Source organism: Tenacibaculum caenipelagi, from assembly GCF_004363005.1.
GTDB lineage: Bacteria > Bacteroidota > Bacteroidia > Flavobacteriales > Flavobacteriaceae > Polaribacter > Polaribacter caenipelagi.
The window spans coordinates 151,668-165,351 of record NZ_SNYH01000006.1; the positions used below are offsets into that span (position 1 = coordinate 151,668).

At 34.0% G+C, this 13,684-nt stretch carries 13 protein-coding genes; 10 read left to right on the forward strand and 3 right to left on the reverse strand.

Annotated elements, in window-relative coordinates:
* Positions 1 to 10: 10 nt before the first annotated feature.
* The 3 genes from DFQ07_RS13655 to DFQ07_RS13665 are packed head-to-tail and all read right to left on the reverse strand — an operon-like array spanning position 11 to position 2,123.
* Complete coding sequence (locus DFQ07_RS13655) at positions 11 to 697, reverse strand: RluA family pseudouridine synthase (RefSeq protein WP_133537808.1); 687 nt, start codon at positions 695 to 697, stop codon at positions 11 to 13.
* A gap of 31 nt (positions 698 to 728) precedes the next feature.
* Positions 729 to 1,340 carry a ribosome biogenesis GTP-binding protein YihA/YsxC gene (yihA, locus tag DFQ07_RS13660; RefSeq protein WP_133537810.1) on the reverse strand — a complete coding sequence of 204 codons (612 nt, stop codon included), beginning with the start codon at positions 1,338 to 1,340 and terminating at the stop codon, positions 729 to 731.
* An 18-nt stretch (positions 1,341 to 1,358) separates the two neighbouring features.
* A complete protein-coding gene (locus DFQ07_RS13665; protein ID WP_133537812.1) occupies positions 1,359 to 2,123 on the reverse strand; it encodes an alpha/beta fold hydrolase in 765 nt (254 codons plus the stop codon).
* Positions 2,124 to 2,324: 201 nt separating this feature from the next.
* On the opposite strand from DFQ07_RS13665, the gene mraZ reads away from it, so the two are divergent.
* The 10 genes from mraZ to murC are packed head-to-tail and all read left to right on the forward strand — an operon-like array spanning position 2,325 to position 13,684.
* A complete protein-coding gene (mraZ, locus tag DFQ07_RS13670) occupies positions 2,325 to 2,792 on the forward strand; it encodes a division/cell wall cluster transcriptional repressor MraZ (protein WP_133537814.1) in 468 nt (155 codons plus the stop codon).
* Complete coding sequence (gene rsmH, locus DFQ07_RS13675) at positions 2,779 to 3,675, forward strand: 16S rRNA (cytosine(1402)-N(4))-methyltransferase RsmH (protein WP_133537816.1); 897 nt, start codon at positions 2,779 to 2,781, stop codon at positions 3,673 to 3,675. Before mraZ ends, rsmH begins: the two co-directional genes overlap by 14 nt.
* Entirely contained in the window at positions 3,675 to 4,004 is a 330-nt protein-coding gene (locus DFQ07_RS13680) for an FtsL-like putative cell division protein (protein WP_133537818.1), read from the forward strand. Before rsmH ends, DFQ07_RS13680 begins: the two co-directional genes overlap by 1 nt.
* Before the next feature lie 58 nt (positions 4,005 to 4,062).
* The gene (locus DFQ07_RS13685) at positions 4,063 to 6,024 is read left to right on the forward strand and encodes a penicillin-binding protein (protein ID WP_133537910.1); all 1,962 of its coding nucleotides are present in this window, start codon (positions 4,063 to 4,065) and stop codon (positions 6,022 to 6,024) included.
* On the forward strand, positions 6,025 to 7,491 hold the full coding sequence (locus tag DFQ07_RS13690; RefSeq protein ID WP_133537819.1) for a UDP-N-acetylmuramoyl-L-alanyl-D-glutamate--2,6-diaminopimelate ligase: 1,467 nt from the start codon (positions 6,025 to 6,027) through the stop codon (positions 7,489 to 7,491).
* 3 nt (positions 7,492 to 7,494) lie between these two features.
* On the forward strand, positions 7,495 to 8,721 hold the full coding sequence (mraY, locus tag DFQ07_RS13695; RefSeq protein ID WP_133537820.1) for a phospho-N-acetylmuramoyl-pentapeptide-transferase: 1,227 nt from the start codon (positions 7,495 to 7,497) through the stop codon (positions 8,719 to 8,721).
* A complete protein-coding gene (murD, locus tag DFQ07_RS13700; protein WP_133537821.1) occupies positions 8,722 to 10,056 on the forward strand; it encodes a UDP-N-acetylmuramoyl-L-alanine--D-glutamate ligase in 1,335 nt (444 codons plus the stop codon). It begins immediately after the preceding gene.
* Between the two features lie 16 nt (positions 10,057 to 10,072).
* On the forward strand, positions 10,073 to 11,263 hold the full coding sequence (locus DFQ07_RS13705; RefSeq protein ID WP_133537822.1) for an FtsW/RodA/SpoVE family cell cycle protein: 1,191 nt from the start codon (positions 10,073 to 10,075) through the stop codon (positions 11,261 to 11,263).
* Positions 11,247 to 12,338 carry an undecaprenyldiphospho-muramoylpentapeptide beta-N-acetylglucosaminyltransferase gene (murG, locus tag DFQ07_RS13710; RefSeq protein WP_133537823.1) on the forward strand — a complete coding sequence of 364 codons (1,092 nt, stop codon included), beginning with the start codon at positions 11,247 to 11,249 and terminating at the stop codon, positions 12,336 to 12,338. The genes DFQ07_RS13705 and murG overlap by 17 nt, the downstream gene beginning before the upstream one ends.
* Positions 12,338 to 13,684, forward strand: coding sequence for a UDP-N-acetylmuramate--L-alanine ligase (gene murC, locus DFQ07_RS13715; protein WP_133537824.1), 1,347 nt, complete (start codon positions 12,338 to 12,340; stop codon positions 13,682 to 13,684). Before murG ends, murC begins: the two co-directional genes overlap by 1 nt.

Here is a 13,684-nt window from a genome sequence, read left to right on the forward strand (position 1 = left end):
AATATACAAATTACAAACAAGCATCCCAAATAGGATCAGATGGAGTTGGAGCAGTAAGTTTTATTAATTCTTTGCTTACTGGGTGTGTGAATTCAATTTTTCGAGCATGTAAATGGATGCTTCCATCTTTATTACTTCTTTTGGCTCCGTATTTTAAGTCACCTTTTATAATAGCACCAATGTTAGATAATTGTACTCGAATTTGATGATGGCGTCCTGTTTCTAAATCAACTTCTAGCAATGAATAATTATCTAAATTTTTAAGTGTTTTGTAGTGAAGTATAGCTTTTTTGCTTCCTTCAACTTCTTTGGTAAAAGCAGTAGATTTATTATTCTTCGGATTCTTTTTTAGATAATTTGTTAAGGTGTCTGTGGCTTTTTTAGGTTGCTGTTGAACTATTGCCCAATACGTTTTTTTAATGGTTTTGTCACGTAACATTTTGTTTAGTCGTTCTAAAGCTTTTGAAGTACGTGCGTAAATAACAATACCTGTAGTTGGACGGTCTAATCGGTGAACGGTTCCTAAAAATACGTTTCCAGGTTTGTTGTATTTATCTTTGATGTATTCTTTAACAACATCTGAAAGCGGTTTGTCACCAGTTTTGTCACCTTGCACTATATCGCCTGCACGTTTATTAATCACTATAATGTGATTGTCTTCGTGTAAAACTTGTAAGTTTTCTTTTGTAGAGTGCATTATTGATACTTCTCTTAGGGTAGGGTGAAAATTATTTAAAATTCTCAGCTACATCTTCGTTTACTTGATCGATAAAGTTTAAAAATTCATCGCGCCCCATTCCTGTTGATGAAGAAGTAACAAAATTCATAGGTAATTCTTCCCAGTAATTCAATAATTTCTTTCTATAAGAGGTGATTTGTTTGTTGAGTTTAGAACTTCCTAATTTATCAGCTTTGGTGAAAACGATGCAAAACGGAATTTGGTTTTCTCCTAAAAATTGCATGAATTCTAAATCTATTTTTTGTGGATCATGACGAGAGTCAATCAAAACAAATGTACAAACTAGTTGTTCACGTTCTTTAAAATAGTTTTCAATAAAGTACTGAAAAATGGTGCGTTTCTTTTTTGAAACCTGTGCATAACCATATCCTGGTAAATCAACCAAAAACCACTCATCGTTAATTTTAAAATGATTAATAAGTTGTGTTTTTCCTGGTTTTCCAGAAGTTTTCGCTAAATCTTTACGCTCCATCAACATGTTGATTAATGAAGATTTACCAACATTAGAACGACCAATAAAAGCGTATTCAGGAATACGTTCTTTTGGAGCATTCGTTACATTGCTGTTACTCATTACAAACTCAGCAGATTTTATCTTCATAATTTTATTATTGAGAAGTTATATGTTTCTGCTTGTTAACCAGCTTTCTAAAATTTCATTAAACTCATTAGGAGTTTCCATCATAGCAGCATGACCGCATTTGTCAATCCAGAATAAATCAGAATTGGGTAATAATTTATGAAAATCTTCGGCAACTTCAGGCGGTGTAACACTATCTTGTTTTCCCCAAATCAAACAGGTAGGTTGCTTCATATTGGGTAAATCTTTAGCCATGTTATGTCTAATAGCACTTTTAGCGATAGCTAGGGTTCTAATCAATGTGTTTCTATCGTTAATAACATCATATACCTGATCAACTAGTTCTTCAGTAGCAATCTCTTTATCATAAAAAACATCTTGTGCTTTTTTTCTAACAAACTCTTTATCACCTCTTTTAGGGTAGCTGTCGCCCATTGAGTTTTCGTATAAACCAGAGCTCCCTGTTAAAACAAGTGCTTTTACATCTTCAGAATAGTGTTTTGTATAGTATAAAGCGATATGACCACCTAAAGAATTTCCTAATAAAGTTACTCCCTCAAGGTTTTTAAATTCAATAAAATCATGTAAAAACTTAGCTAAGTTTTTAACATTGGTTTTAAGAAGAGGTAAGGTATATAGAGGTAATTCTGGAATAAAAACTTTGTATCCTTTTTTTGAAAAATGATTAAACGTAGAATCAAAATTACTTAAAGCACCCATTAAACCATGAAGTATGATAATTGGACTTCCTTCCCCAGCTTCTGCGTATGTAAATTTGCCTTCTTTCTTTAAAAATTCAGTCATAGATTTCTGATTTGACTTAACCACAAATGTAGTTCTTTTTTGTCATATTTTCATTTTTATTATTTCTAGCGAGAGGATGGTTTGGAAAGTTCTTAGGCTCAGTTTTTTAGCTAAAAAACCAAAACTTATTAACAAAGTGGTAAAAAGTGGTAAAAAGTGGTAAATATTTTTTATTTTTGATGCAAACTATAGTTTCTTTACGTGGTAAATTTAATTGGAACATATGAGTGCAAGGTAGATGCTAAAGGAAGGTTGATGATGTCGTCAGCCTTTAAGAAGCAGTTGTCTTCTGTGTTGCAAGAAGGTTTTGTGATTAAACGTTCTGTGTTTCAGTCTTGTCTGGAGTTGTATCCGATGCAAGAGTGGAATTTAATGATGGCAAAAATCAATAAACTAAATCGATTTGTAAAGAAAAATAATGACTTTATCAGGAGGTTCACAGCAGGAGTGAAAATGATTGAAATGGATGCTTCCGGTAGGATTTTAATTCCAAAAGATTTATGTCAATTCGCAGAAATAGAAAAGGAAGTGGTGCTTTCGTCTGCGGTAAACATCATTGAAATTTGGGATAAGGATAAGTACGAAAAAGTAATAGATGATGCTGTTGTTGATTTTGCTGATTTAGCAGAAGAAGTAATGGGTAATATAGAGGCAGATGAGTTATCATAATCCAGTTTTGTTGAAGGAAAGTGTAGATGCACTTAATATAAAAGAAGATGGTGTGTATGTTGATGTGACTTTCGGAGGTGGAGGTCATTCGCGAGAAATATTAAGTCGATTGGGTGATAAAGGAAGGTTGTTTGCTTTTGATCAAGATCCAGATGCACAACAAAATAAAATTGACGATCCGCGTTTTGTGTTGATTGGTGAAAATTTCAGATTCATTTCTAGGTTTCTGCGTTTTTACGGGGTGAAAAAGGTAGATGGTGTGTTGGCTGATTTAGGCGTGTCGTCGCATCAGTTTGATGAAGCTGAGAGAGGGTTTTCTACTCGTTTTGATGCCGATTTGGATATGCGAATGGATCAGAAGTCTGAGTTGTCTGGAAAAAAAATCATCAACACTTATAGTGAAGAGCAATTATCAGATATGTTGTTTTTGTATGGTGAATTAAGAAATGCACGAACACTAGCGAAAACAATTGTAGAAGCAAGAGGAGAAAGGGAAATCAAAACAAGTTTTGATTTAAAAGAAGTGTTGCAAAGATTTCTTCCGAAGGCAAAAGAGCATAAGATTCTAGCGCAGATTTTTCAGGCGATACGTATTGAGGTGAATCAAGAATTAGAAGTGTTGAAAGAATTTTTAGAGCAGATTCCTCAGTTGTTGAATGAAGATGGTAGGTTAAGTGTGATTTCTTATCACTCATTGGAGGATAGGTTGGTAAAACGATTTATACGGACGGGGTTGTTTAGTGGTGAGCCTGAAAAAGATTTTTATGGAAACACAAATGAGCCGTTAAAAAAAGTTGGTAAAATGATTGTGCCAACAAAAGAAGAAATAAAGGAGAATAACAGAGCACGTAGTGCTAAATTAAGAATAGCAACGCTAAAGTAATGTCTAAGGTAAGAAAAGGAATTTACGATTTTTTGAGAGGAAGTTTTCTTACGGATGAAAGCTCTTTTAAAAATTGGCGGATTTTAATTTTTGTAGTTATACTGCTGTTGGTAATGATTTACAGTGCGCATAGTGCAGATGCAAAAGTGGTTCAAATCGCTGAGTTGAATAAGAAAAAAAGAGAGTTGCGGGCTGAAGATGTAGATACGAGTACACAGCTAATGCGAATGAAGTTAGAAAGTAGTATTCGAGATAGGGTAAAAAATAAAGGGTTGTCACCTGCAAAGACGCCTCCTCAAAAAATAAAAGTAACATATAATAAAGAATAATATAAAAATGGTAGTAAAAAAAAGCATATTAAACAAACTCTATGTGATAGTTGTTTTAATGACGCTTTTCTTTGTTGTTATCGTTTTTAGATTATTCAAACTTCAATATATAGAGGGAGATAAGTATCGTAAGCTATCACAAGAAAAGACGGTAAAAAACGACACTATTTTTGCGAATAGAGGAAATGTATATGCGGCAGATGGAAATTTGTTAGCAACCTCAATGTCTAAATTTACCATTCGTATGGATGTTGTGGCGGTAGATTCAGAGGTTTTTGAAAAAAATATCCGCGCGTTATCAGAATCGCTTTCTGGTTTGTTGGGGAAACCAGCGAGTTACTATCAAAATAAATTAAGAGAAGCAAAAAAACGTAAGAATCGTTATTTGCTAATTGCTCGAAATGTGGGGTACAACGATTATGTTCGAATGAAGAGCTTCCCAATTTTTAATCGAGGAGTGTATAGAGGTGGTTTTATAGCGGAACAAAAAACAGTTCGAGTGCACCCAATAGGGAAAATTGCTGAACGTACCATTGGGTATGATGATTATAGAGGGGGGGCAGGAATAGAAGGAGCTTTTGCTGATTATATGGAAGGAGAAAATGGGTGGCGTTTAAAACAAAAAATAGCTAAGGGGCAATGGAAGCCGATTAATGATGTGAATGAAAAGGAGCCTGTAGATGGAAGTGATATAATTACTACGATAGATGTGAATATTCAAGATATTACACATCATGCTCTGTTAAGGCAAATGGAGAATTTTGAAGCAGATCACGGTTGTGCTGTAGTGATGGAGGTTGAAACTGGGAAGATTAGAGCGATTGCAAACTTGGGAAGAACATCTAAAGGGAAATATTACGAAAAGAGAAACTATGCTGTTTGGGAAAGTCACGAGCCTGGATCAACATTTAAACTTGCGAGTTTAATGGTTGCTTTAGAAGATAAGGTAGCAGATACGTCAACAGTAGTCGATTGTGAGAAAGGAAGAATTTACATAAATAACCGAAAGGTAGAAGATAGTAAAAGAGGAGGTCATGGAAAAATATCACTGGGACGTGTGTTTGAAGTTTCTTCGAATGTGGGAGTGGTAAAAGTGATACAGAAGTATTACGATAAAAATCCTAAAAAGTTTACCGATAAAATTAAATCATTTGGTTTAGATCAAATGACGGGTGTTAAAATAAAAGGAGAAGGGAAGCCTTATATTCCAAACCCCTCAGAAAAAAGTTGGAGTCCAACTTCGTTAGAATGGATGGCTTGGGGATATGGGGTTTCTCTTACTCCTTTGCAAACATTAGCATTTTATAATGCGGTAGCTAATAACGGAAAATTGGTAAAACCATATTTTGTTAAAGAGCTGCGAGTAGGAGGAGAAGTAGAACAACGTTTCGGTACAGAAGTGTTGAAAGAAAAAATAGCTTCTCAAGAAACGTTGGATAAAATGAGAAAAGTAATGGAGAATACTATAAAGTATGGAACAGGGAAAGAAATATATTCTCCAAATTTTTCAATGGCAGGAAAAACAGGGACGGCAAAAAAGTATATACCAAGAATTAAGAATGCTAAAGGAGAATATGAAGGAGGGTATTATTCAAATGAAAAATATGTGGCTTCATTTGCAGGTTTTTTTCCAGCAGACGAACCTAAGTATTCTTGTATAGTGGTTGTGCATAGTCCTAAAAAAGAAAAAGGGTATTATGGAGCAACTGTTGCAGCTCCTATCTTTAAAGAAATAGCTCAAAAGATTTATACATCAACTGTAGTTAATAAACAAAACGTGTCTGATGAAATTTCAGATGAAGCTATTGAAAAAGAATACCAAGAATATTATCAAAAATTGAGAAAATACAAAACAATTATGCCTAAAGTGATAGGTATGAGTGGTATGGATGCTGTTGCTTTGTTGGAAAATATGGGGTTGAAAGTAAAGTTTTCAGGAACGGGAAAAGTAACAGAGCAGTCAATAGACAATGGTGAAAAAGTACAAAAAGGAGCAATTGTACATTTAAAATTATCATAATTGAAAAAACTAAAAGACATATTATATAAGGTAGCGGTAAATGAGGTTTACGGAAATACTGATATTGTTATAAATGCAATTCAGTTTGATAGCAGACAAGTGCAGAATAATGATGTTTTTGTGGCTCAAAATGGAGTGACGGTTGATGGGCATCAATATATTGAAAAAGCTATCAATCAAGGAGCAAAAACAGTTGTCTGTGAAGTAATGCCTGAAGAGAAAAATGAGCAAGTTACCTATATAAAAGTTGAAGATTCAAATGTTGCTTTAGCTATGTTAGCGGCAAATTATTATAACAACCCGTCAAAAAGCTTGCAATTAGTAGGGGTTACTGGTACAAACGGTAAAACTACAATTGCAAGCTTGTTGTACCAATTATTTAAAAAAGCAGGGTATAAAGTTGGGTTATTGTCAACCGTGAAAATAATGGTTGATGATAAAGAGTATAAAGCTACCCATACAACACCAAATTCTGTTGCCATCAACAAGTACCTATCGATGATGGTGGAAGAAGGTGTTGATTATTGCTTTATGGAAGTGAGTTCTCATGGAATTCACCAAAAACGTACTGAAGGTTTAGACTTTGCAGGAGGAGTATTTACAAATTTATCTCATGATCATTTAGATTATCATGAAACATTTGCAGAATACCGTGATGTAAAAAAGTCATTTTTTGATTCTTTGCCAAAAACGGCATTTGCTTTGGTGAATATTGATGATAAAAACGGGCAAGTAATGTTACAAAACACAAAGGCTAATAAACAAACCTATGCCCTTAAAACCATAGGGGATTTTAAAGCAAAAGTGTTAGAAAAGCGTTTGTCAGGAACTCTATTGACAATTAATGGACTAGAAGTGTGGACAAAACTAATAGGAGAGTTCAATGCCTATAATTTATTGGCTATTTATGGCGTTGCAGAATTATTAGGGTTAGAAAGACTAGAAATTTTAAGAATGGTTAGTGAGTTGGAGAGTGTAAGCGGACGTTTTCAATATACAGTTTCAACCGAAGGGGTTACTGCAATTGTAGATTATGCACACACGCCTGATGCGCTGAAAAATGTATTACAAACTATTAATGATATCCGAACAGGAAACGAGACTGTAATTACAGTTATAGGCTGCGGTGGAGATAGAGATGTGGCAAAGCGTCCGAAAATGGCAATGATTGCATCGCAGTTAAGTGATCAGGTAATTTTTACATCAGATAATCCTAGAACAGAAGATCCGCAGTCAATTCTTGATCAAATGGAAGTTGGAGTCGCTGCTGAAAATTATAAAAAAACACTATCTATTTTAGATAGAAGACAGGCAATAAAAACTGCTTGCAAACTAGCAAAAGTAGGTGATATCATATTGGTTGCTGGAAAAGGACATGAAACCTATCAGGAAATAAATGGTGTACGACATCATTTTGATGATTTAGAAGAAGTAACAAACTGTTTTAAACAACTAAAAAACGACTAACGAATGCTGTATTATTTATTTCAATATTTAGAAAGTGAATTTAGTTTAACTGGGGCAAGTGTGTTTCAGTTCATCACATTCCGATCTGCTATGGCGTTCATTTTGTCTTTATTGATTTCGACCATTTTTGGTAAAAAAATTATTAATTATTTAAGAAGACAACAGGTTGGAGAAACTGTAAGAGATTTAGGTTTAGAAGGGCAGGTTCAAAAAGCAGGAACTCCTACTATGGGAGGAGTAATCATAATTCTTGCAACACTAATTCCTGTGCTTTTACTAGCAAAGTTAGAAAACGTATACATTGTAATTTTATTAATTACTACTGTCTGGATGGGGCTTATCGGTTTTGCTGATGATTATATAAAAGTGTTTAAAAAAGATAAGCAAGGGTTAAAAGGAAGATTTAAGGTTTTAGGGCAAATTGGTCTAGGATTAATAGTAGGTTCTATGTTGTATTTTCATCAAGATGTTACAATTAAAGAGCAATTACCAGTTTCAGAACAAGTTGTGCAGGTTGATGGGAAAAAGAAAGTGTTTGGAGATGCTCATAAATCAACAAAAACTACAGTTCCGTTTTTAAAAGATAATGAGTTAGACTATGCTAAGGCATTGAGTTTTTTAGGAGATGGTTATGAAAAATACGGATGGATAGTGTTTATTTTCGTTACGGTATTTATTGTTACGGGAGTTTCTAACGGAGCGAATTTAACGGATGGTATTGATGGTTTAGCGGCAGGGTCTTCCGCAATTATGGTGATAGCTTTAGCGATTTTTGCATGGGTATCTGGAAACATCATTTTTGCAGATTATTTAGATGTGATGTATATCCCAAAATCAGGAGAAATGACCGTGTTTATATTGGCTTTTGCGGGAGCTTTAATTGGTTTTTTATGGTATAATACCTATCCAGCACAAGTATTTATGGGGGATACAGGAAGTTTAACCATTGGGGGAATCATAGCGGTTATTGCTATTGCTATTCGTAAAGAATTATTGTTACCTGTTTTAGCAGGAATATTTGTGGTAGAAAACTTATCGGTAATATTACAGGTATCTTGGTTTAAGTATACAAAGAAGAAATTTGGTGAAGGACGACGAATTTTTAGAATGTCGCCTTTACATCATCATTATCAAAAGTTAGATTATCACGAAAGTAAAATTGTTGTCCGTTTTTGGATTATTGGAATCCTATTAGCGGTATTTACAATAGTAACCCTGAAGTTAAGATAAATGAAAAGATTAGTTGTGCTTGGAGGAGGAGAAAGTGGTGTAGGAACAGCACTTTTAGGAAAGCAAAAAGGATATGAAGTTTTTGTTTCGGATAAAGGAAGTATAGCAGAACGATATAAAAAAGTTCTTTTACATAATTCAATCGATTTTGAAGAAAATCAGCATACTGAAAGTAAAATTCTAAATGCTGATGTGGTGATGAAAAGCCCTGGTATTCCTGATAAAGTAGCACTTGTACAAAAGCTACACTCTGAAGGAGTAAAAGTGATTTCAGAAATTGAATTCGCATCGCAGTTTACAGATGCAACGATTGTAGGAATTACAGGTTCAAATGGAAAAACGACCACTACAATGTTAATTCACTATGTGTTGAAGAAAGCAGGGTTGAATGTAGGAGTAGGAGGAAATATTGGTGACAGTTTTGCTGAGCAAGTTGCTGATGGAAATTATGACGAATATGTGTTAGAATTGAGTAGTTTTCAGTTAGACGGAGTCGAAAAGTTCAGAGTCCATATAGCAGTAATTACTAATATAACACCCGATCATTTAGATCGATATGAATATGATTTTGATAACTATATAAACTCAAAATTCAGAATTACAAAAAATCAAACAAAAGATGATTTTTTAATATATGATGCCGATGATGAAGCAGTTCAATATTGGTTAAAAAATAACAAAACAGAAGCTACACTTGTACCATTTTCTATAGAAAAGGAATTAGAGTACGGAGCTTTTTTAAGACAAGACACGATAATAATGAAATTAAATACAGAAGAAAAATTAATGAAGGTTTCTGAATTAAAATTACAAGGAAAGCATAATACTAAAAATGTAATGGCAGCATCAATGGCTGCTAGATTGCTTAAAGTAAGAAAAAATACAATAGCAGAGAGCTTGTCTGATTTTGAGGGTGTTGAGCACCGTTTAGAAAAGGTGCAAAAAATAAATGGAATTGAATTCGTTAACGATAGTAAAGCAACCAACGTTAATGCGGCGTTTTATGCATTAGAATGTATGGATAATCCAACAGTTTGGATTGTTGGAGGAGTTGATAAAGGAAACGATTATGCCGATTTATTACCTTTAGTAAGAGAAAAAGTAAAAGCAATAGTATGCTTAGGGTTAGACAACCAAAAAATCATTGATACTTTTGCTAACGTGGTCGATGTTTTGGTGGAAACTGCAGGAGCAGAAGAAGCAGTAAAGGTGGCATATAAAGTAGCTCAGAAAGGAGATACAGTATTGTTGTCTCCTGCATGTGCTAGTTTTGATTTGTTTGAAAGTTACGAAGATAGAGGAAGGAAATTTAAGGAAGCCGTAAGAAATTTATAATACACAATATAGATTGATGAAACACATCTTTCGACATATTAAAGGAGATAGAGCTATTTGGGCTATAGTAACGGTATTGGCTATATTTTCGTTTATGCCAATATATAGTGCAAGTACTAACTTGGTATATGTAGTAGGTAATGGTTCTACTTTGGGGCACTTGGTAAAGCATATTGTATTATTAATTACAGGATTTGCTGTTATTTATGGGGTACATAAAATCCCTTATAGATACTTTAGTGGAGGCTCAGTTTTGATGTTGCCAGTTGTTGTTTTACTATTGATTTTTACCTTAGCTCAAGGAACAACTATAGGAGGGGCTAATGCTAGTAGATGGATTCGAATTCCATTTGTAGGTATTGGTTTTCAAACTTCTACATTAGCTGGTTTAGTATTGATGGTATATGTGGCAAGATACTTAGCTAAACACAAAGAAAAAATCATTTCTTTTAAAGAGAGTTTGTTACAATTGTGGCTGCCAGTAGGTTTGGTATTAATATTAATTCTTCCTGCTAACTTTTCAACCACAGCAATAGTGTTTTTTATGATTTTATTGGTGTCTTTTATAGGGGGGTATCCATTGAAATATATAGGATATATATTGAGTATAGGACTTGTTTCATTCTTGTTTTTTATTCTGGTAGCAAAAGCATTTCCTGATGCGATGCCTAACCGTGTAAATACATGGAAGAGTAGAATTGAAAGTTTTTCTCAACCAGATGGTGAAGAAGATTATCAGGTGGAAAAAGCTAAAATAGCGATAGCGACTGGAGGAGTAATCGGTAAGGGGCCAGGTAAGAGCGTGCAGAAAAACTTTTTACCACAATCTTCATCCGATTTTATTTATGCAATTATTGTTGAAGAATATGGTTTTGCAGGAGCTGTAGTGGTAATTTTCATCTACTTTTTATTACTCTTTAGAATTTTAATAACAGCGAAAAAGGCTACGACTATATTTGCTACCTTGTTGGTTGTAGGTGTGGGAATTCCTATTGTCTTTCAGGCAATGATTAATATGGCAGTAGCAGTGAATATTTTACCAGTAACAGGACAAACACTTCCCTTAATTAGTAGTGGTGGTACCTCTATCTGGATGACATGTTTTGCGTTAGGAATGATTTTAAGTGTAAGTGCTTCTAAGAACGAAACTGAAGAAACAATTTTAGATGATAACCCTTTAGATATTTTACATGAAACAATCGATTAATATCATTATAAGTGGTGGAGGTACAGGCGGGCATATATATCCAGCTATAGCAATTGCTAATGAAATTAAGCTTCGTTACCCAGAAGCAAATATTTTGTTTGTAGGAGCAAAAGATAAAATGGAAATGGAGAAAGTTCCGCAAGCGGGATACCAAATTGAAGGGCTATGGATTTCTGGTATTCAAAGAAAATTAACACTGAAAAACTTAATGTTTCCATTCAAACTGTTGAGTAGTTTATGGAAAGCGCACCGAATTATACGAAAATTTAAGCCAGATGTGGCCATAGGAACAGGAGGTTTTGCTAGCGGACCAACTTTAATGGTTGCTAATAAAAAAGGAATTCCGACCTTAATTCAAGAACAAAATTCATATCCAGGAATTACCAATAAGCTATTAGGGAAAAAGACCCAGAAAATTTGTGTGGCATACGACAATTTAGAACGTTTTTTTCCAGAAGATAAAATTATAAAAACAGGAAATCCTGTTCGACAAGATTTATTATTTATTCATACCAAGATTGAAGAAGGAAAAGAATTTTTTGAACTTGATGCTTCTAAAAAGACGATTTTAGTGCTAGGAGGAAGTTTAGGAGCTCGTAAGATAAATCAGTTAGTAGAAGCAAATTTAGAGTTCTTTAAAAAGCAAAATGTGCAACTTATTTGGCAGTGTGGTAAGTTGTATTTTGAGGAATATAAAAAGTATGATGAGTTAGAAAATGTGCAAGTACATCAGTTCTTAAACCGAATGGATTTAGCATATGCAGCAGCTGATTTTATCGTGTCAAGAGCAGGGGCGAGTTCGGTGTCAGAATTGTGTATTGTAGGGAAGCCTACCATTTTTATACCGTCTCCAAATGTGGCAGAGGATCATCAAACAAAAAACGCCAAATCAATTGCTGATAAGCATGGAGCAATCGTTGTCAAAGAAAACGAGATAGAAACATTTCCAGTAGTTTTAGAAACTCTACTAAAAGATAAAGGAAAACAAGAAAGTTTAAGTGAAAATATTAACGAATTGGCGTTGCCAAATGCAACTAGTAATATCGTTAATGAAATAGAAAAATTAATCAGTTAGTGAATTTAAAAACGATACATAACGTTTATTTTATAGGTATTGGAGGAATAGGTATGAGTGCGATAGCTCGTTATTTTTCTGTGAATGGAAAGGTAGTTGCTGGTTACGACAAAACTCCATCGCCTATCACTAAAAGCTTAGAAGAAATAGGAATTGGTGTTCATTTTGAAGATGCTGTAAAAAACATTCCAATTTCTTTTTTAGAAAAGCAAAACACACTAGTGGTATATACTCCGGCAGTTCCAAAAAACCATCAAGAGTTAAATTACTTTATAGATAACGGATATACAGTTTTGAAAAGAGCAGAGGTGTTAGGTGAAATTACCAAAAATACTTTTTGTTTAGCTGTTGCGGGAACACATGGTAAAACTACCACGTCATCAATTTTAGGTCATATAATGCAGCCTGAAAAAGCTACGTCATTTTTGGGAGGAATTGCTGAAAATTATAACTCAAATTTAATTTTAGGAGAGGACAAAACTTCGGTTGTTGAAGCGGATGAATTCGATCGCTCGTTTTTAAAACTATCGCCAAACATTGCTTGTGTAACTTCTATGGATGCTGATCATTTAGATATCTATGGAGAGAATGAGCAATTGCAACAGTCGTTTGTAGAATTCGCCAATAAAGTTTCTGATACCTTAATTGTAGCAAAAGGATTGCCGTTAAAAGGATTGACCTATGCTGTAAATGAAGATGCAGATTACAAAGCCTTTAATGTTAAGATTGAAGCAGGAAAATATGTTTTTGATGTGCAAACACCAACATCAATAATTGAAAATATTGAATTTCATTTACCAGGAAATCACAATATGATGAATGCTTTAGCTGCTTTGGCTATGGCAGATGTGTATGGAGTTTCGTTAGAAAGTATAAAAGAACAATTAAAAACTTTTAGAGGAGTACAAAGAAGGTTTTCGTATAAAATTAAAACAGATGATGTCGTTTTAATTGATGATTATGCACATCATCCAACCGAAATAAAAGCGGTAGCGCAATCGGTTCGAGAAATGTATCCAAAAGAACAAGTTTTGGCAGTATTTCAACCACACTTATTTAGTAGAACTAGAGATTTTGTTGATGATTTTGCAATAGCGTTATCTATGTTTGATGAAGTATTGTTATTGGATATTTATCCAGCAAGAGAATTACCGATTGAAGGGGTTACTTCGGGTTGGCTTTTGGATAAAATGACTCTAGAAAATAAAAAACTAATTTCGAAAGAAAAATTAAGTGATGAAGTACTAAAATCCGAGTCAAAAGTTGTAGTGATGTTAGGTGCTGGTGATATTGGTTTGTTAGTTGATGAAGTAAAAAATAAAATTAAAGAAAAACACAAAATCTAG

Excerpts from the sequence above, each read along its gene's own strand:
- DFQ07_RS13655 (WP_133537808.1), bottom strand. The coding sequence starts at position 697 with ATGCACTCTACAAAAGAAAACTTACAAGTTTTACACGAAGACAATCAC.
- yihA (WP_133537810.1), bottom strand. The coding sequence starts at position 1,340 with ATGAAGATAAAATCTGCTGAGTTTGTAATGAGTAACAGCAATGTAACG.
- DFQ07_RS13665 (WP_133537812.1), bottom strand. The coding sequence starts at position 2,123 with ATGACTGAATTTTTAAAGAAAGAAGGCAAATTTACATACGCAGAAGCT.
- rsmH (WP_133537816.1), top strand. The coding sequence starts at position 2,779 with ATGAGTTATCATAATCCAGTTTTGTTGAAGGAAAGTGTAGATGCACTT.
- DFQ07_RS13680 (WP_133537818.1), top strand. The coding sequence starts at position 3,675 with ATGTCTAAGGTAAGAAAAGGAATTTACGATTTTTTGAGAGGAAGTTTT.
- DFQ07_RS13685 (WP_133537910.1), top strand. The coding sequence starts at position 4,063 with ATGACGCTTTTCTTTGTTGTTATCGTTTTTAGATTATTCAAACTTCAA.
- mraY (WP_133537820.1), top strand. The coding sequence starts at position 7,495 with ATGCTGTATTATTTATTTCAATATTTAGAAAGTGAATTTAGTTTAACT.
- murD (WP_133537821.1), top strand. The coding sequence starts at position 8,722 with ATGAAAAGATTAGTTGTGCTTGGAGGAGGAGAAAGTGGTGTAGGAACA.
- DFQ07_RS13705 (WP_133537822.1), top strand. The coding sequence starts at position 10,073 with ATGAAACACATCTTTCGACATATTAAAGGAGATAGAGCTATTTGGGCT.
- murG (WP_133537823.1), top strand. The coding sequence starts at position 11,247 with ATGAAACAATCGATTAATATCATTATAAGTGGTGGAGGTACAGGCGGG.